Source organism: Acrocarpospora sp. B8E8 (genome assembly GCF_039871605.1).
GTDB lineage: Bacteria > Actinomycetota > Actinomycetes > Streptosporangiales > Streptosporangiaceae > Acrocarpospora > Acrocarpospora macrocephala.
The window spans coordinates 1-19955 of sequence record NZ_JBDPLV010000125.1 but is presented as its reverse complement, the minus strand read 5'-3'; the positions used below and the strand labels follow the sequence as shown (position 1 = coordinate 19955).

18 protein-coding genes and 1 pseudogene are annotated in these 19955 nt (G+C 68.9%); 7 read left to right on the top strand and 12 right to left on the bottom strand.

The window, feature by feature from the left end; genetic code table 11:
• Positions 1-73: 73 nt before the first annotated feature.
• The gene (locus ABGB08_RS52420) at positions 74-727 is read right to left on the bottom strand and encodes a M15 family metallopeptidase (protein ID WP_347607362.1); all 654 of its coding nucleotides are present in this window, start codon (positions 725-727) and stop codon (positions 74-76) included.
• 66 nt (positions 728-793) lie between these two features.
• Complete coding sequence (locus tag ABGB08_RS52415; RefSeq protein WP_347607360.1) at positions 794-1729, bottom strand: CHAP domain-containing protein; 936 nt, start codon at positions 1727-1729, stop codon at positions 794-796.
• A 163-nt stretch (positions 1730-1892) separates the two neighbouring features.
• Here ABGB08_RS52415 and ABGB08_RS52410 point away from each other — a divergent pair, with 163 nt between their 5' ends.
• The 3 genes from ABGB08_RS52410 (at position 1893) to hisC (ending at position 3485) form a co-directional block, all read left to right on the top strand.
• Positions 1893-2114, top strand: coding sequence for a hypothetical protein (locus ABGB08_RS52410; protein ID WP_347607357.1), 222 nt, complete (start codon positions 1893-1895; stop codon positions 2112-2114).
• Between the two features lie 51 nt (positions 2115-2165).
• On the top strand, positions 2166-2342 hold the full coding sequence (locus ABGB08_RS52405) for a hypothetical protein (protein WP_347607354.1): 177 nt from the start codon (positions 2166-2168) through the stop codon (positions 2340-2342).
• A gap of 81 nt (positions 2343-2423) precedes the next feature.
• Complete coding sequence (gene hisC / locus ABGB08_RS52400) at positions 2424-3485, top strand: histidinol-phosphate transaminase (protein WP_347607352.1); 1062 nt, start codon at positions 2424-2426, stop codon at positions 3483-3485.
• Positions 3486-3512: 27 nt separating this feature from the next.
• Here hisC and ABGB08_RS52395 read toward each other — a convergent pair.
• The 5 genes and pseudogenes from ABGB08_RS52395 to purD form a co-directional block, all read right to left on the bottom strand.
• Positions 3513-4367: pseudogene (locus tag ABGB08_RS52395) on the bottom strand (EamA family transporter); the annotation flags it as partial.
• Between the two features lie 87 nt (positions 4368-4454).
• Positions 4455-5747, bottom strand: a complete 1293-nt coding sequence (locus tag ABGB08_RS52390) for a transcriptional regulator (protein ID WP_155350545.1) — start codon at positions 5745-5747, stop codon at positions 4455-4457.
• 251 nt (positions 5748-5998) lie between these two features.
• A complete protein-coding gene (gene murA / locus ABGB08_RS52385; RefSeq protein ID WP_155359396.1) occupies positions 5999-7270 on the bottom strand; it encodes a UDP-N-acetylglucosamine 1-carboxyvinyltransferase in 1272 nt (423 codons plus the stop codon).
• 101 nt (positions 7271-7371) lie between these two features.
• The gene (locus ABGB08_RS52380) at positions 7372-8208 is read right to left on the bottom strand and encodes a phosphoribosylaminoimidazolesuccinocarboxamide synthase (RefSeq protein WP_347607348.1); all 837 of its coding nucleotides are present in this window, start codon (positions 8206-8208) and stop codon (positions 7372-7374) included.
• On the bottom strand, positions 8205-9449 hold the full coding sequence (gene purD, locus ABGB08_RS52375; RefSeq protein WP_347607345.1) for a phosphoribosylamine--glycine ligase: 1245 nt from the start codon (positions 9447-9449) through the stop codon (positions 8205-8207). The genes ABGB08_RS52380 and purD overlap by 4 nt, the downstream gene beginning before the upstream one ends.
• Positions 9450-9814: 365 nt before the next feature.
• On the opposite strand from purD, the gene ABGB08_RS52370 reads away from it, so the two are divergent.
• On the top strand, positions 9815-10873 hold the full coding sequence (locus ABGB08_RS52370) for a magnesium and cobalt transport protein CorA (RefSeq protein ID WP_347607342.1): 1059 nt from the start codon (positions 9815-9817) through the stop codon (positions 10871-10873).
• 79 nt (positions 10874-10952) lie between these two features.
• Here the strand turns inward: ABGB08_RS52370 and ABGB08_RS52365 are convergent, their stop codons facing one another.
• From ABGB08_RS52365 to ABGB08_RS52355, 3 genes are all read right to left on the bottom strand, one after another.
• Positions 10953-11315 carry a hypothetical protein gene (locus ABGB08_RS52365; RefSeq protein ID WP_347607340.1) on the bottom strand — a complete coding sequence of 121 codons (363 nt, stop codon included), beginning with the start codon at positions 11313-11315 and terminating at the stop codon, positions 10953-10955.
• Between the two features lie 317 nt (positions 11316-11632).
• Positions 11633-12982: an NYN domain-containing protein gene (locus ABGB08_RS52360; protein WP_347607337.1), complete on the bottom strand. Its 1350-nt coding sequence runs from the start codon at positions 12980-12982 to the stop codon at positions 11633-11635.
• Positions 12983-13119: 137 nt separating this feature from the next.
• Entirely contained in the window at positions 13120-15429 is a 2310-nt protein-coding gene (locus ABGB08_RS52355) for a sigma-70 family RNA polymerase sigma factor (RefSeq protein ID WP_347607335.1), read from the bottom strand.
• 890 nt (positions 15430-16319) lie between these two features.
• Between ABGB08_RS52355 and pyrE the strand changes: the two genes are divergently transcribed.
• Positions 16320-16856, top strand: a complete 537-nt coding sequence (gene pyrE / locus ABGB08_RS52350; RefSeq protein ID WP_347607365.1) for an orotate phosphoribosyltransferase — start codon at positions 16320-16322, stop codon at positions 16854-16856.
• On the opposite strand, the gene ABGB08_RS52345 is transcribed toward pyrE, so the two are convergent.
• Together ABGB08_RS52345 and ABGB08_RS52340 are read right to left on the bottom strand one after the other, a co-directional pair.
• Positions 16828-17265, bottom strand: a complete 438-nt coding sequence (locus ABGB08_RS52345) for a hypothetical protein (protein ID WP_347607332.1) — start codon at positions 17263-17265, stop codon at positions 16828-16830. The two genes, pyrE and ABGB08_RS52345, sit on opposite strands and share 29 nt — an antisense overlap.
• A 51-nt stretch (positions 17266-17316) precedes the next feature.
• Positions 17317-18003, bottom strand: coding sequence for a VTT domain-containing protein (locus ABGB08_RS52340; RefSeq protein ID WP_347607329.1), 687 nt, complete (start codon positions 18001-18003; stop codon positions 17317-17319).
• Between the two features lie 121 nt (positions 18004-18124).
• On the opposite strand from ABGB08_RS52340, the gene fbaA reads away from it, so the two are divergent.
• Together fbaA and ABGB08_RS52330 are read left to right on the top strand one after the other, a co-directional pair.
• Entirely contained in the window at positions 18125-19147 is a 1023-nt protein-coding gene (gene fbaA / locus ABGB08_RS52335; protein WP_347607326.1) for a class II fructose-bisphosphate aldolase, read from the top strand.
• A 211-nt stretch (positions 19148-19358) separates the two neighbouring features.
• Positions 19359-19775, top strand: a complete 417-nt coding sequence (locus tag ABGB08_RS52330; RefSeq protein ID WP_347607323.1) for a DUF3151 domain-containing protein — start codon at positions 19359-19361, stop codon at positions 19773-19775.
• Positions 19776-19955: the final 180 nt, after the last annotated feature.

The window sequence follows — 19955 nt, the reverse complement described above, 5'->3', positions numbered from 1 at the left end:
GCGGGGCGGAGCCCCGAGGTAGATCAAAAGGGTGGGCGGGTGGGAGAACCCCGTATGCACCTGATTTGCGAGTTCACGGCCACTCGACCGGCGCATAAAGGGCCGCTTTCGCGCCGGACAAAGTTGCCCAGTAGCGGTCGCCGTACGACCAATGCCACCACTCAGTCGGGTAGTTGACGAGGCCTGCGGTCGTGAGGGTGGTGGTCAGGATGGTGCGGTTTTCGCGGGCGGCTGGGGAGAGGTCGGGCGCGTTCGTGTAGCAGGCGTTGGCGCTTTCTTCGGGGCTGGCGTTGACGTCGGTGCCCATGGGGAGTTCGGTGCCGTCGTCGGTGCAGAGGGTGAGGTCGATGGCGCCTCCGCAGACGTGGGGTCCGACCGCGGGTGGGGCCAGGGACCGGGAGGCTTGTACGAAGACGTAGTCCTCCGGCCAGTCGGGATTGTTATCCCGGAGCTCAGCCGCGTACTCATCGAAGTATCGAACCTGGAGCCACAACGGCCGGTACGCCTCGACGACCAGGAAGCGGAGCCCGGCGGGTAACCGTCCCTGGGCGGTCGCGACGCGTTCGGCGACTCCCTGTCTGAGTCTTGTGTAGGCGCCCGCCTTGTCGGCCAGCCGATCGTCGATCCGTACACCGGGAATATCGCGTACATCCACCAGCGGTTCGCCGCACTCCTCCACCGGCATCGAGGCGACTCTCGGGTCGGACATGAGGATGATCTCTCGCATGATCTTGTCTCCGTACATGGGGAAGCGCCGGTGGGCGTCGGGACGCCCACCGGCAGAGATGGGGGGTTAGCAGTCAGGGATCACCACTCCGCTGTTGTCCTTGGCTTCGTCATTGCCCCACCGCGAGAGGTAGTAGGCGGACACGTACTGGTTCTGCCACGGGCTGCCACTGTCCAGGTCGGTCCGCAGCCACCAGTGGTTGTAGGCCCCGCTGACCTGCACGATCGGCCCCCACACCTTGCAGTACACGTAGTTGGTGCCCGCGTTCAGCGTCCCGGTCCTGGTCCCGCCGGGCGTGGAGTAGCCGGCCGCCGCGGCGAAGGTGTCGACCCAGTACTTCCCAGGCGCCGGCGGCTGCGTGGGCGTGGACCCCACCCCGACGGGCGCGCTGTAGCCGACGATGCTGGCCGAGGACCGCGTGTAGCTGCGCGCCCGGGTCATGCTCGGGGTGCCGCTGTTGCCCTCGATCGTGAACACGGTGCTCGCGTTGGCGGAGCTCACGATACCGACGTGGTTGATCACCCCGTCGCCTTCCCAGTCGAACACGACCGCGTCCCCGGGCTGCGGCGTGTAGCCGCTGCTGCGGGTGTGCCACGTCCCGTACGTCGTGCCGTAGTCCTTGAACGAGGACGCGACACCGGTGAGGACGCCCCCGCTGCCCTCCGCGATGTTGGCGTAGGTGACCCCGGCGTTCTTCCAGACATACTTCGCGAAGTCCGCGCACCAGTCACTTTCCCGCCAGCGAACACCATCGGTGGTCGGACACGCCGCCGTCGCCGGCTTCCAAGTCCTGAAATATCCGGTGTAGTAGTTGCACACGCCCCACTGACCCTGCGGCCCCGCGCCATAGTTACGTGAAGCGTTGTTGAGTTCGGTCTGCGCCACGGACACGATCTGCGCGCGGGTCACCGCCGCGGACGCCGGCGCCGCCGCGATCGTGACCAGTCCGGCGGCCACGACGAGTGCGGTCGCGGCGCCGCTGATGAGCTGCCTGAGTGCCATCGGATCCCCCTCGGGGTGCGGTTCGATGCTTGGACTCTCCACCGCCCCGCTCCAAATAGCCTCCAGAGCCGCTATAAGCCCCTCTCAGCCCCAGCTGAAGCAGATCTGGAGCCACAGGGCGGACGCTCCTCAACGTCAGCCAGAAACGACTGAGGAGGATCCCATGAAGATCACCAGCCGCAAGGGGGCTCTGGCCGTCGGAGCCGTGTTCGCCGCCGCCGCGATCGTGTCCGTCGGGGGCTCTGCCGCGAGCGCGACCCAGGCCGACTGCGCCTCGTGGCCGAACCCGGGCAGCGCCACCGGCACGAGCACCGTCTACCGCCAGGACGCCGGCCGCTTCGGCACCTACGTCGAGCTCAGGAAGGGCACGCTCAACGGTCAGTAGATCGGCTGGGCGCGCATCACCGGCACCACCAAGAAGGGCGACGGCGTCTGGATGGACGTCAGCAACAACGGCGGCGCCAGCTGGACCCAGTGCGGCCCCTACCTGGTGGACGCCGACGGCGGCGTCCCCTACACCCGCGGCTACGCCACCAGCAGCTCGGCCAGCCGGGTGTTCCGCGCCTGCGGCCGCGTCACCGGCGCGTACTCCGTCTGTGGCCCCTGGTGGTAAAAGTGGTGCTTCCCGGCCCTCGATCGAGGGCCGGGTTCACCCGTTAAGGTGGGCATACACCGCATTCTCAAGGGGTACGCAATGCCGAAGTTCCGCGCCGTCTTCGACACCATGGTGGCCTACAAGCCGGGCCAGGCCGTCGTCGCGCCGGATGGCCGGTCCTTCAAGCTCTCCTCCAACGAGTCGCCAGAGCCGCCGCTCCCCAGCGTGGTCCGCGCGATCGCGGAGGCGGCCACCCAGATCCACCGCTACCCGGACCCGGCCGCCCGTCAGCTGATCGAAGCCCTTTCCGTGCGGTATGGCGTGCCCCCCGAGCACATCGCCCTCGGCGCGGGCTCGGTCACCGTGGCCCAGCAGCTGTTCGAGGCCATCGGCGACCCCGGCGCCGAAGTGATCTACGCCTGGCGCTCGTTCGAGGCCTACCCGCTCCTGGCCGACCTGGCCGGGGTCACCTCGGTCCGCGTCCCGCTCAGGGACGAGACGCACGACCTGGACGCGATGGCCGACGCGATCACCCAGAACACCCGCATGATCTTCGTCTGCAACCCGAACAACCCGACCGGCACGGTCAACCGGGCCGGCGAGCTCAAACGTTTCCTGGACCGCGTCCCCGACCACGTCCTGGTCATCCTGGACGAGGCCTACCGGGAGTATGTCCGCGACACCGAGGTGCCCGACGGCCTGACGATCTACCGCGACCGCCCGAACGTGGCCGTCCTGCGCACGTTCTCCAAGGCGTACGGCCTGGCGGGCCTGCGGGTCGGCTACCTGATCGGGCAGGAGCCGGTCGCCGGAGCCGTGCGCAAGGCGATGGTGCCGTTCGCCGTCAACCACCTCGCCCAGGCCGCCGCCGTGGCCTCGCTCCAGGCCGAGCAGGAGCTGCTGGCCCGGGTGGAGACCGTCGTCGCCGAGCGGACCCGGGTGCGCGACGCGCTAATCGCCCAGGGCTGGGCTGTTCCGCAGAGCGAGGCCAACTTCGTCTGGCTCCGCCTTGCCGCCGACACCCCCGCCTTCGCCGAGACCTGCGCCGCCGCCGGAGTCGCCGTACGGCCGTTCGGCACCGAGGGCGCCCGCGTCTCCATCGGCGACCGCGAGGCCAACGACGCCTTCCTCGCCGCCGCCGCGGCCTTCCGGAGCGCGTGAGCCCCGCTCGGTGGACACCACCAGCGCGACCCCGGCCACGATCAGCAGCCCGGCGGCCACCATCGGCACGGTCACCCCTTCGCTCAGCACGAGCACGCCGAGGATGACGGCCACCACCGGGTTCACGTACGCATAGGTGGACACCAGCGAGATCGGCGCGTTGCCGAGCAGCCAGACATACGAGGTGAACCCGACCAGCGACCCCACCACGACCAGGTAGCCCAGCGCCAGCCAGGACCGCGCCGAGACGTCCGCGAGCACCAGATGCTCCCCGGCGACGGTCCCGACCAGGAGTAGCCCGGCCCCGCCGGCGGCCATCTCGACCGTGCTCGCCATGAAGACGTTCTTCGGCATCGGGATCCGCGCGGTCAGGAACGATCCGATCGACCACGAGAACGAGGCGAACAGGATCACCACGACCCCGACGCCTGACCCCGATCCGCCACCGTCCAGCGACAGAACGGCAACCCCAACGAATCCGACCAGAACCCCGGTTAGGGTCAGCACGGCCGGACGATCACGGAAAACCACCCGCAGGACGATCAACCACAGCGGGGTGGAGGCCACCAGGAGCGCGGCCAGACCGGTGGAGATGTACTGCTCGGCCACGGCGACCATGCCGTTGCCCCCGGTCAGCAGGAGCACGCCGACCAGCGCGGCGCCGCCTAACTCCCGCCAGGTCATGCGGAAGGGGCGCTTGCCGTGCCGTACCAGCAGGAACGTGCCGAGGATGAGGGCGGCCGTGACGAATCGCAGCCCGGAGCTGAGCATCGGGGGCATGGTCTCGATGGCGATGGCGATGCCGAGATACGTCGATCCCCACACCACGTAAACGGTGGCAAGCGCGATCCAGACGCGAATGTCACGAGTGTCCTGGCCCATGGCTGATGACAATAGCGATGGGTCCGGACATTTCCTGACGTCGGGGTCGGGTGGGCACGTCCCCACGACATGCCCACCCGATCCGTACTATCGATTGAGCTTCTCGACGATCAGCCGGTACAGCTGCCGGGGGCGGCCCGGCTGCGGTGTGCGATTCGGCGGAAGCGGCCACGCGAGTCCCTCGTCGACCAGCGTGCGCAACAACCGCCGAGCCGTACGCGGCGTGACGCCGAGCATCTTCCCGGCCCCTTCCGCGTCCACGACCGTATCCCCGCCCTCCAGCTTGGCGGCCAGCCGGGCGAGCACCTCCACCCCTTTGGGCTTGACCGGTCCCGCCGACTGCGGTGGCATCCGGGGCGGCGGGACGAGCGCCCGGCCCTCCCGGTCCACCGCGAACCCCTGCGCCTGCTTGCCCGCCTGGGTCCTGGCCAGCGCGGCTCTGGCGTGGGTCTCCGCGTCATGGGTCGTACGGCCCATGCCGACCCCCACCTCGACCGCCAGGCCGAGCTCGTCCCGGATCCGCGCGGCGAACGGCAACACGCGGAAGCCGTCCGTCGCCCCGGCGATCGAGCCCCGGGTGGCGACCACGAGATAGCTGTGGTCGTCGATCGGCCACACGCTCGCGTTGATCCGGTTGGCCTCCTGCACCAGCAGGCGATGCAGCGACAGGCGCAGCTCGTCCCGCCAGTACCGTGGTGCCGCCCTGCGCACCGGTTCCCGCAGCGTCGGCACCTCGACCAGGATGACGGTGAGCTGCGACTCTTCGAGCCGGTGGTGCGCGCCGAGCAGCGCGGCCGTGTGTAACGCGGTCCTGACCGCGGCCGAGGTCGGCCGGATCCTGACCGCGGGGATGCCCGCGGCCGTCAGCCGGTCCGCGACCCCGGGAATGCAGGTCAGCGCGCCGGTTGAGGCCCCCTGCCGGACCAGCCGCTCGTGGAACGCCGCGATGGTGCCGGTGGCGCCGGGTTCGTCCCGGCTGTGCACCTCCGCCGCGGACAGTCCCAGATCGGCGTAGGCCTCGTCGATCTCCGAGCGGTTGAGCACGTCCACGCTCACCCGCCGGGGGTCGATGCGGTCGTCCAGTGCGGCCCGGGCGATCGCCGCGGTCAGCGCGGCGCCGCCGAGCTGCACGTGCGTGGCCGGCATGGTCAGTACTCCGGACCGCCGGGCCAGTTCGTAGGGAATCGGGCTGGCGAAGAGGCAGGCGTCTACGCCACCGAGTCTGGTTACCTTGTCTGAGGCCTCCTGTTCGTCGCGATAGGCAGCGGCCACCAGGCGACAGGGCACCGGTGCCGCCGAGTGGCCCATGAGCATCACCCGCTCGACGAGGTCATGGGGCCCCACCACACCGATGGTGAGGTCCGGCGTCCCAGCGCCCATCCCGGCCCCCACCCGCGATCCGCGTGGAGACTCTTCCGTGCGCTCGACCAATGTTCGTCCCATCCCGCGCGCCTTCGTGGTTTCGCTTCCCCGGAAAGCTCCGGAATCCGCTCCTGGGAAGCTTCTCTTTGGAACGATCGCTCGCAACGGCCGTAATGTCACGCCCGGATTTTCCGGAATACCCATCTGCGATGGCAACAGCGCGGATTACCAACGATGTTTGGCCTGGTCAGGGCCTTTATGGACGCGGATTACTCGGAAGGGGAAATCTCGCGTTCCACATCCGCGCCGAGCGCTTGCATGCGCGGGGCGAGATCGGCGTGGCCGCGATCGATGAGATAGCCGGTGTCGATTGTCGTCTCGCCCTCGGCGACCAGACCGGCCAGCACAAGTGCGATTCCAGAACGCAGATCATGAGCCGTGACGCGCGTTCCTCGCAATTTAGCCGGACCGTGCACGACGGCGCGGTTCTCGGCCACCGAGATGTTGGCGCCCATCTTGTTGAGTTCGCCCGCCAGTGCGAAACGGCCGTCGAAGATACGCTCGTGAATGTAGCTGGTGCCGCCCGCCAGGCAGGCCAGCGTCATCAGCGGGTTCTGCAGGTCGGTGGCGAAACCGGGATAGGTGTCGGTGATCACATTGATCGGCCGGATGGGTTCGGCCCGGCTCACCTGCAGCACCGCGCCCTCGTCCTCGAACGCGACGCCCATCTGCTCCAGCTTCCAGCGGGCCACGCCGAGGTGCTCAAGCGAGCCGCCGACCAGGTTGACCGAGCCGCCGGTGAGCGCGGCGGCGATCATGAACACGCCCGCGTCGAGCCGGTCCGGCATGACCGTGTGCTCGACCGCGGTCAGCTCGTTCACGCCCTCGACGGTGAGAAAGCCGGTGCCGGCGCCGCGGATGCGGGCGCCCATCCGGGTCAGCATGTGGATGACGTCCAGGACCTCGGGCTCCAGCGCCGCGTTCTCGATCACCGTGGTGCCGCTGGCCAGCGCCGCGGCCATGACCAGGTTCTCGGTGCCGGTGTGCGAGGGAGTGTCCAGGTAGAGGGGGGCGCCGGTCAGCCCGGCCGCCTTGATGTGGATGACGCTGTCGTCCTCGTTGACGATGGCGCCCAGCCGCTTGTAGCCGTTGTAGTGGAAGTCGAGATTGCGGCTGCCGAGGTTGCATCCCCCGACACCCTCGATCACCGCCTCGCCCAATCGGTGCAGCAGAGCCGGGACGAACAGGACCGAACCGCGGAACCTGCGCGCGATCTCGGCCGGGAGGACGGGGCTGGTCAGTCGCGATGCGTCGATCACCAGGGTGCGCTCGGACTCGTGGAACTGCACCTTGGCACCGATGGCCTCGGCGAGCTCCGTCGCTCGCCGCACGTCTTCGATCGCGGGCACGTTGCGCAGCACGGTGCGGCCCTCGGACGCGAGCAGCGCAGCCCCGATCATGGGCAGCACGGCGTTCTTCGCGCCCTGGATGAAGGCGGTTCCACGCAGTACATTGCCACCGCGTACGCGGTAACGGACCATGAAATGGACTCCTCAGGTGGGGGTGTGGAGGAAGAGGCGGCTGGTGCGGTAGCCGGGTATCGGGCCACAGTAGCCGCTAAGCGGGGCGATTCGCGGGGGAACTACCCGGTGAAGGTGGTTCCGGTCAACCGCTGATAGGCCTCCCCATAACGTTCGCGCGTACGTTCGACAATCTCGCCGGGGAGTCGGGGCGGCGGAGCGTCGTTGGCGCGGTCCCAGCCGGACGCCGGGGACGTGAGCCAGTCACGGACGAACTGCTTGTCAAAGGATTCCTGGCTGCGGCCCGGTGACCAGGTATCTTTCGGCCAGAACCGGGATGAATCCGGAGTCAGGACCTCATCCCCGAGAGTCAGCACGCCGTCCGCGTCCCAGCCCAGTTCGATCTTCGTGTCGGCCAGGATGATGCCCCGTTCCAAGGCCCTCTCGGCGCCTCTCCGGTACACGGCGAGCGTGCTCTCCTGGAGCTGTTCTGCCACGTCAGAGCCTACTTCTTGGACCACCTGCCGGTACGTCATGGGCTCGTCGTGCTGCCCCACCGGAGCCTTGGTGGAGGGGGTGAAGATGGGTTCGGGGAGCCGCGAACCGTCCTCCAGACCCTCGGGAAGCACGACTCCGGAGACCATTCCCGTACGGCGGTAGTCGATCAGTCCCGAGCCGGTCAGATAGCCGCGTGCCACACATTCCACGGGCACCATGGTGAGCCTGCGGCACAGAACACTTCGCAGGTCAGGGCCCTTGCCGACCACATGGTTGGGCACCAGATCGGCGAGCTGCTCGAACCACCACAGCGACAGCTGCGTGAGGATTGCACCCTTGTCTGGGATGTCGGGTTCGAGGACGTGGTCGAACGCGGAAATGCGGTCCGAGGCGACCATCAGCAGCAGGCCGTCCGGGGTCTCGTAGAGATCTCTGACCTTGCCGGAGTGCACGTGCTTCATGGGCTGTCTTCCCAGGTAGGAGCAGCGATGTCGGTGCGGTGGAAGGCACCGCGCAGGCGGATGTGCGCCACCGCCTCATACGCCTTCGCACGGGCCCGAGCGAGGTCCTCGCCGGTGCCCACGACGTTGAGCACCCGCCCGCCGTTGGAGACGATCTCCCCGTCGCGCCGTTCGGTGCCCGCGTGCAGCACGTACGCGCCCTCGACTTGGGGCTCCAACCCGGCGATGACGTCGCCTTTTACTGGATTGTCCGGGTAGTTCTCGGCCGCCACGACCACGGTGACCGCCGCGCCTTCCCGGGAGGTAAGTGGCTTCTGACCGGCCAACGCCCCAGTGGCACACGCCAGCAACAGCTGCCCCAGCGGTGTCTCCAGTCGATCTAACACCACTTGGGTTTCCGGGTCGCCGAAACGTGCGTTGAACTCGATGACCCGAGGGCCGTTCGCGGTCAACGCCAGCCCCGCGTACAACACTCCGGTGTACGGAATGCCCCGCCGCCCCAACTCCGCGACCGTCGGCAGCACCACCTCGGCCATGATCCGCTCGGTGAGCCCCGCCGGCGCCCACGGCAGCGGCGTGTACGCCCCCATGCCGCCCGTGTTGGGCCCCTCGTCCCCGTCGTACGCCCGTTTGAAATCCTGTGCCGGCGGCAACGCCACCGCGCTCTCCCCGTCACACAGCGCGAACAGCGACACCTCGGGCCCGTCCAGGAACTCCTCCACCACGACCCGCTCGCACCCGGCCGCGTGCGCCAGCGCCGCCTCCCGGTCCCGGGTCACGACGACACCCTTCCCGGCCGCCAGCCCGTCGTCCTTCACCACATATGGCGGGCCGAACTCCGCCAGCGCCGCCACCACCTGCTCCGGCGTCGTACACGTGAACGACCGCCCGGTCGGCACCCCCGCCGCGTCCATGATGTGCTTGGCGAAACTCTTGGACCCCTCGATCCTGGCCGCCGCCGCCGACGGCCCGAAGCAGGGGATTCCCCGCTCCCGTACGGCATCCGCGACGCCCGCCACCAGCGGTGCCTCAGGCCCGATCACGACCAGATCCACACCCAGCCGCACGGCCAGCGCGACGACGGCCTCACTGTCGGTGGGAACCACGTCGTGCCGGGTCGCGATCTCCGCGATCCCCGCGTTGCCCGGCGCGCAGTGCACCGCCGAGACGGACGAGTCGAGCTTCAGGCCACGGCACAGGGCATGCTCACGGCCACCGGATCCAACAACGAGAACGCGCACGTGTAGTAAGCCTAGGGGATCGGTCAGGACAGCCAGGATCCACGTCCCTTTTTTGGCAGGTCCTGCATGATCGGCTGGTGAAGCTGGAAGTATCCTGGGAGGAGGCTGCGGTCATGTGTTACTTTTGACCCGCCTATGGTGTCTCTTGGTGATTGGAGGTGGTCCGGGTGAATCCTGGTGATCCTGTCAGTACGTGCAGGCGCACGTACGACGTGCGCAAACCCGACCATTCCAATCAGGTGCCCGAGAGCACGACCACGCCCTCCAAGGGGTGACTACGTTTTTCGCGTGGAACGTGCTGAGTCGGGCGGGAAGGGACCGCCATGCGCTCCTCCATGCTTTTCCCGCGAATCACCCGTGCTGTCGTGCGTACTGACGCGTCGCTGCCCGAGAAGAAGTTTCCCCGCGCGAGCTCGATCAGTTCGCTGATCGAATTCGGTGCGTACGTCGCGGGCAAGAAGGTCGCCGCCGACGACATCTCCGACGCGGTGCGGCTCGTCCGCGAGCACAACCATGACAGCCCCCAGCCCACCGCCTACGTGTGGGTCGGCCTCTACGAGCCCGACGCGCCCGAGGTCGAGTGGCTGGCGGAGACCTTCGGCCTGCACCCGCTCGCCGTCGAAGACGCCATCAAGGCGCACCAGCGCCCCAAGGTCGAGCGCTACGGCGACTCCCTCTTCGTGGTGCTCAAGACGGTCGCCTTCGTCGACCCCGAAGCCAAGTCCGCGAGCAGCGAGATCATCGCCACCGGCGAGATCATGGTCTTCGTCGGCCCCGACTTCGTCGTCACCGTCCGGCACGGCGCGCACAGCCCGCTCGCCGACGTCCGCGAGAAGCTCGAGGACAAGCCCAAGCTCCTCAACCGCGGCCCCACCGGCGTGCTGCACGCCATCGCCGACTACGTCGTCGACAAGTACCTCTACGTCGCCGACCAGATGCAGGCCGAACTCGAAGACGTCGAAGCCGCCGTCTTCGCCGAGGTCAGCTCCCGCGACATCAACCGCATCTACCAGCTCAAGCGCGAGATGCTGGAACTCAAGCGCGCCGTCGCCCCGCTGCTGGCGCCCTTCAACGCCCTCCCGCAGCGCCGCATGATCCCGTCAGAGATGCGCGAATACTTCCGCGACGTCGGCGACCACCTCTCCCGCGTCTGCGAGCAGGTGCAGTCCTCCAACGAACTCTCCGACTCCATCCTGCAGGCGGCCCTGGCCCGCACCAACGCCCTGGCCAACGAGGACATGCGCAAGATCTCCTCCTGGGTCGCCATCCTCGCCGTCCCCACCATGATCGCCGGCATCTACGGCATGAACTTCGACCACATGCCAGAAACCCACGAGGTCTGGGGCTACCCCGCCGTCCTATCCGTCATGATCATCGCCTGCACCCTGCTCCACCGCGCCTTCCGCCGCAACGGCTGGCTCTGAACTCCCAGGTGGCATTGGTTTCCTCCTAGCTAGGAGGAAACCCATCCACCCGAAGCTGCCCGGCGTCTCGGCTGATGAGTCACGCCGACAACAGCACCCCCGGGACCGCCGATGTCAGCAATCGGGCTCGGTCGTCGTCGGAAATTCCCATGTCGATGAGCTGCGTCAGCAACTCCCGGTGTGCCTTCCACACATCGGCCGTGACTCCTGGTAGCTCGATATCGTATTTGACGACAATCTTCACTTCTTCTGGGACGTCAAGGACGAAGTGCTTGATCGCTTCAACGCCTGCTACCAACTCGGCGAGAGTCTCGCCCGAGACTCCGGATCGGATGGGAGCGTCTACAGGGCTGGCGTACCAGACGGAAGCGTCAACATCGAGGGCGCGTTCTCTGCTGACTCGAAACGTCAGGTGTCGCGCAGCGGACACAGCGGAGCTCACCGCAACCAGTCCTTTCCAAACACGTGCTCAAGGTCAGCCTGCAGGTCTTCGAGCGCCCGCATGCTGATCCAGCGCACCGGAACGCTCGCACGGGCCAGTAGGACCTGACTCTGGTCGTACAAGAAGAGTAGGCGAATCTGATGAGTCGTCTCTGACCAATCAACCCGCAAGTGCCGTTCCCGGGCCAACGCATAGATCCGATCTCGGACATCTTGTTAGGTGGTCAACACACAGTAATGATATCGATACGATTTGTTGGTACCGCTCTACGTCGTACGCCCATGTTCAGGGTAGGGCAGGCTGCTCACGCGGTCGGGCTAGCGGCGGGCGCGTTCCAGGGCGTCCCAGAAGCCGCGGCGGAGGGCGTGGCGGACCTCGTCGTGGAGGAGGAAGTCGATGGGGAGGGAGGAGCCCTGGAGGAGGCGGGCTTCCAGGTCGGAGGGCATGCGGGGTTTGCGGGCCAGGACGGCTTCGAGCCAGAGGGCGGGGGCGTCGCGGGCGATGGAGTCGCCGAAGTCGTGGCCCTCTTTGTGGGCGGCTTTGACGGCTTCGGCGAGGGTAGTGGTGCCGGCGCTGTGGTTGATGGGGGACGGCTGAGGGCCGGTGTAGGGGCCTAGTTGCGTGGCGGGGAAGCTGCCGGTGTTGGTGTCGCGGTAGTGGTTGACCGGGTTGGCGGGCGCGCTGCTGGGGGTGTCGCGGTACTGGGCGACCGCGTTCCCCGGGGCGCTGTGGTTGCCGGTGCTGCTTTCCCGGTACTGGGCCAGGCTGTTGCCGGGCGCGCTGTGACTCCCGGTGGGAGATTCGCGGTACGGCGTGATGCTGTTCCCCGGCGGGGGGGTGTACTGCGTCTGAGCCACGGGAGCCGGAACCGGAGTGGGCGCGGGGGGTGGTGGCGGCGGTGGCGCGGCCTGGGGTTCCGGTGGGTAGTTGTAGGACGGTTGCGCGGCGGGCGCGGGCCGGGCATGCGACGGGGGCGGGGTCGGCTGGCTCGGCTGCGGTGCGGGCGCGGGTGTCTGCGGCTGGGCCGGCGCCGGGAAGGGGGCCAGCGAAGGGGCTCCGTTGGCCGGTGTGGAGCCGTTGGCCGCGCCGTTGCTCCGGGGCTGGCCGTTCCCGTTGACCTGGGTGTCGACCCCGGTGACCAGATTCACGTACGGCCGGAGGTGGCCGCCGCCGATCTCGATGAGGTCGTCGCACTCCTGGCGGAGCGTCCGGGAGACCGCCCAGCTGCCGTCCGAGGTGATGTGGATGACGGTGACCCGAATGCCAAGATCCTGCGCGTCGCTGACCACCTGGGCGAGATCCTCGTCGCCACTGACCACGACCGCGTCGGCGACCGCGTTGTTGCGGGCCAGCGTCATCAGGTCGCGGTGCACCTGGGCGTCCACACCCTCGCGACGCCCGGGCCGGATCCGGCCGAGGCGGAGTTTGAGGCCGGGAATGTCGGCGAGCACGTCATGCTCGGGCGTGCGGCGGCCTTCGACCGTGGCCTCGTACCAGTAGCAGCGCAGCAGCGGCAGCCCGGTGCGTTCCCTGGACAGGCTGGTGAGCAGCTGGAGTAAGCCGGGATAGTCCCACGCGACGGCCTCACGATGGCGGGTCCCATGCACGGCCATCGCGCCATCCGCCAGCAGGTAGCCAGCGTCAACGAAAAGCGCGCAGCGATCCACGCGACACCGCCCTTCCTCACGTGGCCATCTCAGGGTAATCATGCCGGTGAACGCGCGTGGATGAATCCCGGCGATTCAGCCCTGATGTCCGAGCGCCCACCGCCGACCGTACCAGTTTGTCCTGCCATTTCCTCCCCCTACGACCGTGCGGGAACGCTTACCGCGGCCACCCCGATGAGCAGCACGTCGCGCTTGGTGCCGATGCGCAGGACCGGTTCCCGGCCCAGGATCGGATGGAAGGTGTCCACGTCGAGACCGAAGGTGTTCCAGTCTCCGGTGGTCGAGCCGTCGAAGACGTTGGCCGGGTCGCGGTCGCCGCCGTCGGGGCGCAGCGCGGTGTCGCCGAGCTTGACGGTGTCCCCGGTCAGGTCGGCGTCGCCGTCCCAGACGACCAGGTCAAGGCGGGCGGGCGAGGCCGTGGGGGTGAGCCCGTTGAGGGGCACGGTGAGCGAGCCGTCCTTGATCAGCGTGGCCGCGTCCAGCACGGCCGCCTGACTGTACGGCTGCCGCCGCTGCGCGGCCACCACCACCAGCGCCCAGCCCGCGTGCCGGGACACCCCGGGAACCACCGAGTCGTCGGCGACCCACCACCGGCCGCCTTCGCGCACGAGTCGTGTGACGTCAGCGAACGCCTGATACCCAGACCCGATCGGCATGGCCGCCTTGGTGACGTCCCCGGGCCGGACGGCCGTGTACTGCTTCTCGCCGGGACCCCGCAACAACACCTTGCGCGCCCGGCTGCCCGACCCCGACCAGTAGAGCCCGGCCCACACGACCCGGGCGTCGTCCGGGAGATCCAGCTTGTGCCAGCTGGAGGCGCGCGTCTCCTCATCGTCGTCCTGGTCGAGCGGGACCATCGACCACAGGTCGTTGTCCCGCCGTCCCGGTTCGCGGTGGCGGGCGTCGTCGCAGCCGGGTTGCACGGCGGGGCAGCTGAGCAGGGTGTTGCCCGCGACCCGGGTCAGCACCCGGCCGTCGGCGGCGAACCTGGCCGTCGCTCCGGCCGAGCGCACGCCCGCCGGTGAGGTGGCCTTGAGTTTGAGGTCCCCGGCCCGGATCCTGAGCGACGGTCCGGTTCCTTCGGGCGCGTCCTCGGCCACGTGGACGCGCAGGAACAGGGACGTGGTGTCCCCGGCGGGGAGCGCCTGCCGTACACACCGGATGGAGTCGTCCGTGCGGCACGTCCAGCCGTCGACGGACCCCGCAGGGTCGACCGCGTTGCCGTAGCCGCCGCCGGAGGCGAGCACGCTGACGCCGCGCGGCAGGTGGATGGAGGCGGTCAGCTCCTCGGTCGGCCCGCTGCCGTGGTTGCGCAGGCGCATGCCGACGATGCCGGGCTTGTCGCGGACCAGGGCGCCGAGCGGATCGATGCTGGCGACCAGTTCGGGCCGGGTCACGCGTTTGGTGGGCGGCGGTTGCGGGGTCGGCTCGGCGCGGACCGGCGAGGGCCGGGGGCGTTCGACCGGTGGCTCCGGCTCGGGGACCACCGTGGGCGGCGACGGGATCGGCGCGAGCGCCACCGGCTTCGGCGGCCTCGGTTCCTCGCCGGAGGCCAGCAGGAACGCGACTCCGGCCACCGCCGCCGCGACCGCTCCCGCGGCGGCGGCCTGCTGGGATTTGGGCATCCGGCGGAACCAGCCGGCTCCGCCCAGCACGCTGGCCCCGGTCTTGCCGAGCCCGGCCAGGTAGCCCGCCAGCACCGGACCGACGATCAGGGGGCCGATGATGACGCGCAGGCCCTGGTTGACGTCGGTCAGCTCCAGGAAGACCTCCCGGCAGTCGGTGCATTCGCCGACGTGGTCGTCCACTACCCGGGTTTCCCGTTTGGCCAGACCTCCCCGGACGTACGACCCCATCTTGCCGAGCACCGGGCGGCAGGCCTGGCGCGGCGCGGTGGCCAGGTGCATCTGCAGGTACGCCTGTCTTAACCCTTCCCTGGCCCGGTACGCCAGCGCGGCCACCCCGTTGGCGGACAGGCCGAGCATGGGCGCGATGTCGGCGGCCTTGGCGTTCTCCACCTCGGTGTGCCAGAGCACCATCCGCCAGCGTTCCGGTAGCGACAGGAACGCCCGCGCCACCAGCGAGCGCTCAAGCCCGGCCAGTGCCGGGTCGACGAAGGGCACGCCGGGATCGAACCGCTCGATCTCGTCGGTGGTGACGTTGTGCCGGTCGGCCGCCGTCCTGTCGTAGATCATCCGGCGGACGCTGGTCAGCAGATACGGCCGGAACGCGTCCTGCGGCCCGCCGCCCCGCGAGATCAGATCCAGGATCTTGGTGAAGGTCTCGGCGACCACGTCCTCCACCTCGGCCTCGCTCTGGACCAGCTGCCTGGCCAGCGAACGGGCGGCGGCGGCGTGGCGCGCGTAGAGCGTGCCGTAGGCGGACGCGTTGCCGCCACGGATCGCGTCGAGCAACTCGGCGTCGCTTTGACGAACTTCAACACTCAATGTGACCTCACGATTACCTGGGGTTGCCTGGCAAATAATTCCGCAACCCGCGTCATCGCTAAACCGAAGTCCCGTCTTTCCCTGTGACAGGAAGGGAACTCGACGTGATTGAGCGAAGGAATCTCAGCAAAAATGCGGAGATTTCCGACATGCGGTGCGTAGAGGCGCTTTGGCGGGCGGGCAGCGTGGGTTGGGCGGTTCCGGCTGATTGGTGGGTGCCCGCCGTGGATGCGATGATCCGCGCTCTCCGCAGGGGCGAGAGCGTGGAGCGGGCGTGCGCGGCGCTGGGCGGCGCGCGGGCCAGGGCGGGGGTCGGGGTCGCGGAGGGCCTGACCGACCTGGCCGCGCTCTACGCCGCGCTCGGCCACGCCGAACCGCCGCTGCCCGCCGTGTGCGCCTTCGCGTCCGGGTGGGCCGAGGCGAGCCTGGCTCCGATCGCCGAGCTGACCTGTGCGGACCCCCTGTCGGGTTTGGCCACGCCGCCGTACCTGCGTACGAGGCTGGCCGAGCTCTACCGGGAGGCGGCGGCCGGCGGCCCGCGTCCGGGTGCGAGCCACCGGCTCGTCGTCGTCTCCCTCGACGCGGCGGCGGATCCGTTCGTGCGGATCGCCGACCTGCTGCGGGTCGCCGAGCTGGTGCGCGCCACCTTCCCCGGCGGGGACACGCTGGCGCTGCTCCCGCCCGGCCGGGTGGCGGCGCTGATCCGGGCCCGGCTCGCCGTCCGGGTGACCGCGCTGCGCCGGTCCCTGAGCGCCGAGGTCGTGGTGCACCGTCTGCCGGTAACCCTGGCGTCCGCCGTACGGCTGACGCTTCCTCAGACGCCGTCGGCGCCGGCTTCCCGCGGAGGGGGCGGGAACGGCGCCGGCGGCCCGGACCTACGCTTGAGCACCATGAGCGACCGCGAGAAACTGCTGGACCAGATCAAGAACAAGGGGGTCGTGCACGGCCGCGTCGTGCTCTCCTCGGGCCGGGAGGCCGACTGGTACGTGGACCTGCGCCGGATCACCCTGGACGGGGTGGCGGCCCCGCTGGTGGGCCGGGTCATGCTGGACCTGACCGAGGATCTCGGCTACGAGGCCGTCGGCGGCCTGACGCTGGGGGCCGACCCGGTCGCCACCGCGATGCTGCACGCCGCCGCCGCCCGGGGGCAGACCCTGGACGCGTTCGTGGTACGCAAAGAGGGCAAGGCACATGGCTTGCAGCGGCGCATCGAAGGTCCGGACGTCACCGGGCGGCGGGTGCTGGCGGTGGAGGACACCACCACGACCGGCGGTTCGGTGCTCACCGCCGTGGCGGCGCTGCAGGAGGCGGGCGCGATCGTGGCGGGCATCGCGACGATCGTGCACCGGGGCGGCGACGAGAGGCTGGCGGCGACCGGCCTGCCCTACCGGACCGTCTTCAGCTTGGCTGATCTGGGGCTCGCCTGACCTCGAAGGCCTCCCGCTCCCCGGCGGCGCCCGGGGGGCGCGCCTTGCCGTTCTCCTGCACCTGTACGGTCCCCGCGTCGTCGAGCACCACGTCCAGCTCGGGCTCGAAGTGGCGGACCCGCTGCCCTTGCGTCAGTTCCTGGTCGGTCAGGATGTCGCCGCCGGGAACGCGCACGAACACCGGGCAACGCTCGGCGACGCAGACGATCTCCAGCGTGGGGGTCTTCGTTTCCGCCTCGGGCGTGGAAGTCGGGGACGGCGTCACCCGGATGGGCACCGAGGAGGCCTCGGTCGTGGGGTTGACCAGGGCGAGCACGCCCACCACGAGCAGGCCCAGCACCCCGACCGCCACCATGATGACGATGACCAGCCGGGCCGCTCCGAATGGGTCAGATCGGTGGCGTCCCACATTTCACACGGTAGCGGGTCACGGGGTGTGAATCCGTACTAAAAGGTATCCTCAGCTACCGGCTGCCTCGCGGTGGTGTTTGCCCTTGGGGTCGGGCGCGGGGGCCGCCGCCTTCCGATTTTTCATGATTTCCCGGATGATCGGGATGACGGAGAGCAGGATGATCACCGCGGCGCCGGGCAGGATGTAGCGGTCGACGTTGGGAATCTTGCTGCCGATGAAGTAGCCGAACAGAAGCAGGCCGTCGGTCCAGAGGACGCCGCCGATGATGTTCCACAGCAGGAAGCGCCTGCGGTCCATGCCGAGCATGCCCGCCACCGGGTTGAGGAACGTCCGGACGATCGGGATGAACCGGGCGAGCACCACGGCCTTCTCCGGTCCGAACTTCTCGAAATAGTGCTGGGCCTTCTCGACGTACTCTTGTTTGAAAAGCTTGGATTCCGGACGGGCGAACAGGCGGGGGCCCGCCTTGGCGCCGATGTAGTGGCCTAACTGGGCACCGGCGATGGCGCACACCGGCGCGCCGACCAGCAGCAGTCCCAGCGGGAAGGGAGTGTCGAGGCCGACCGCGCTGGCCACCTGCGCGGAGGCGCCCATCCCGGCCACCACCAGCAGCGAGTCGCCGGGCAGGAAGAAACCGATCAGCAGCCCGGTCTCGGCGAAAATGATCGTGAGAATGCCGATGAGGCCGAACGTGACGATCCACCATTCGGCGCTGAGAAGATTCGAGACGTCCATCGCGGACGAGCCTACCCCGGGCGACGCCAAACGGCGTAGAAGCCCTACGCTTCCCTCATCGGCCCGCGTTTCGGAATACTTGCACACGGCCAATCAGATGTGAACAGGGAGCTGACTTCCGATGCCTATCGCGACCCCAGAGGTCTACGCCGAGATGCTCGACCGGGCCAAGGCGGGTGGCTTCGCCTATCCGGCGATCAACGTGACGTCGTCTCAGACGTTGAACGCCGCGCTGCGCGGCTTCGCCGAGGCGGAAAGTGACGGCATCATCCAGGTGTCGACCGGTGGCGCCGAGTTCCTGTCCGGGACAACGATCAAGGACATGGTGACCGGTTCCGTCGCGCTCGCCGAGTACGCGCGCGTGGTGGCGGCCAAATACCCGGTGACCGTGGCGCTGCACACCGACCACTGCCCGAAGGACAAGCTGGACGGCTTCATGCGCCCGCTGGTCGAGATCTCCCGGGAGCGGGTGGCGCGCGGCGAGGAGCCGCTGTTCCAGTCGCACATGTGGGACGGCTCGGCCGTGCCGCTGGAGGAGAACCTGGAGATCGCGGCCGAGCTGATCGAGAAGTGCGCGGCGGCTCGCGTGGTCATGGAGATGGAGATCGGCGTCGTCGGCGGCGAGGAGGACGGCGTCGCCCACGAGATCAACGAGAAGCTGTACACCACAGCTGCGGACGCCATCGCCACCGCTGAGGCGGTCGGCCTGGGCGAGCGCGGGCGCTACCTGCTGGCCGCCACGTTCGGCAACGTGCACGGCGTCTACAAGCCCGGCGCGGTCAAGCTGCGCCCGTCGGTGCTCAAGGAACTGCAGGACGCGGTGGGCGCCAAGTTCGGCCAGGACAAGCCGTTCGACCTGGTCTTCCACGGCGGCTCCGGCTCGCTGCTCGAAGAGATCCACGAGGCCATCTCGTACGGCGTGGTCAAGATGAACATCGACACCGACACGCAGTACGCGTTCACCCGTCCGGTCGCCGACCACATGTTCCGCAACTACGACGGCGTGCTCAAGGTGGACGGCGAGGTCGGCAACAAGAAGGCCTACGACCCGCGCGCCTACGGCAAGTCGGCCGAGGCGGGCATGGCGTCCCGCGTCGCCCAGGCCTGCCAGGACCTCAAGTCCGCCGGTACGAAGCTCGCCTAGAGCCGCAACCCGCCAGGGCCCGAATCCTTGTTCATGGCCGCGCCTCCGGCACGGCGGGCTTGGCCGCCTTCAGCCTGTGTCTTCCGACACGGGCGTGGCCAAGCCGGGATTCGGGCCCTTCGCTGAATTTTGTATAAATGATTACGGTCGGCATGCATCAGGTAGGTATGTCGTCGTGAATCCTCGCCCCAGGACGGGAGTCGCTTCGCCGATGGAACTGAACGAGAACCTGCTCGCCGGCCCGCCGCCCACCCTGCTGCCCGACCACCCGGAAGCCCGGGAGATGATCGAGACCGGCTACAAGGCCGCCGACGTCGCCGCCCGCTTCCCCGCGTACTCGGCAGCTTGGGCGACCCTGGCGGACGACTACTTCGCCAAGGGCCACGCGGTCACCTCCTACGCCTTCGCCAGAACCGGCTACCACCGCGGCCTCGACCAACTCCGCCGCGCCGGCTGGAAGGGCCACGGCCCCATCCCCTGGGAACACGAACCCAACCGCGGCTTCCTCCGCTGCCTCAACGCCCTCGCCCGCGCCGCCCAGGCCATCGGCGAAAAAGACGAAGCCGAACGCTGCAGCCAATTCCTCCGCGACAGCAGCCCTGCCGCCGCCGACGCATTGGCGTCCTGAAACGGGGGTTCTCCACTCGCCGTTGTTTTCCTTCGGGCTCCGCCCGGCCCCGCCATCGCCGTGGTCACCCGAACGAACGACTACCACGGCACGGTGGTTTTCCCACCCACCCAGCCCGTTGTTTTCCTTCGGGCTCCGCCCGGCCCCGTCATCGCCGTGGTCACCCGAACGAACGACTAC

Excerpts from the sequence above, each read along its gene's own strand:
- ABGB08_RS52420 (WP_347607362.1), bottom strand. The coding sequence starts at position 727 with ATGCGAGAGATCATCCTCATGTCCGACCCGAGAGTCGCCTCGATGCCG.
- ABGB08_RS52415 (WP_347607360.1), bottom strand. The coding sequence starts at position 1,729 with ATGGCACTCAGGCAGCTCATCAGCGGCGCCGCGACCGCACTCGTCGTG.
- ABGB08_RS52410 (WP_347607357.1), top strand. The coding sequence starts at position 1,893 with ATGAAGATCACCAGCCGCAAGGGGGCTCTGGCCGTCGGAGCCGTGTTC.
- ABGB08_RS52405 (WP_347607354.1), top strand. The coding sequence starts at position 2,166 with ATGGACGTCAGCAACAACGGCGGCGCCAGCTGGACCCAGTGCGGCCCC.
- hisC (WP_347607352.1), top strand. The coding sequence starts at position 2,424 with ATGCCGAAGTTCCGCGCCGTCTTCGACACCATGGTGGCCTACAAGCCG.
- ABGB08_RS52390 (WP_155350545.1), bottom strand. The coding sequence starts at position 5,747 with ATGGGCGCTGGGACGCCGGACCTCACCATCGGTGTGGTGGGGCCCCAT.
- murA (WP_155359396.1), bottom strand. The coding sequence starts at position 7,270 with ATGGTCCGTTACCGCGTACGCGGTGGCAATGTACTGCGTGGAACCGCC.
- ABGB08_RS52380 (WP_347607348.1), bottom strand. The coding sequence starts at position 8,208 with ATGAAGCACGTGCACTCCGGCAAGGTCAGAGATCTCTACGAGACCCCG.
- pyrE (WP_347607365.1), top strand. The coding sequence starts at position 16,320 with ATGAGCGACCGCGAGAAACTGCTGGACCAGATCAAGAACAAGGGGGTC.
- ABGB08_RS52340 (WP_347607329.1), bottom strand. The coding sequence starts at position 18,003 with ATGGACGTCTCGAATCTTCTCAGCGCCGAATGGTGGATCGTCACGTTC.
- fbaA (WP_347607326.1), top strand. The coding sequence starts at position 18,125 with ATGCCTATCGCGACCCCAGAGGTCTACGCCGAGATGCTCGACCGGGCC.
- ABGB08_RS52330 (WP_347607323.1), top strand. The coding sequence starts at position 19,359 with ATGGAACTGAACGAGAACCTGCTCGCCGGCCCGCCGCCCACCCTGCTG.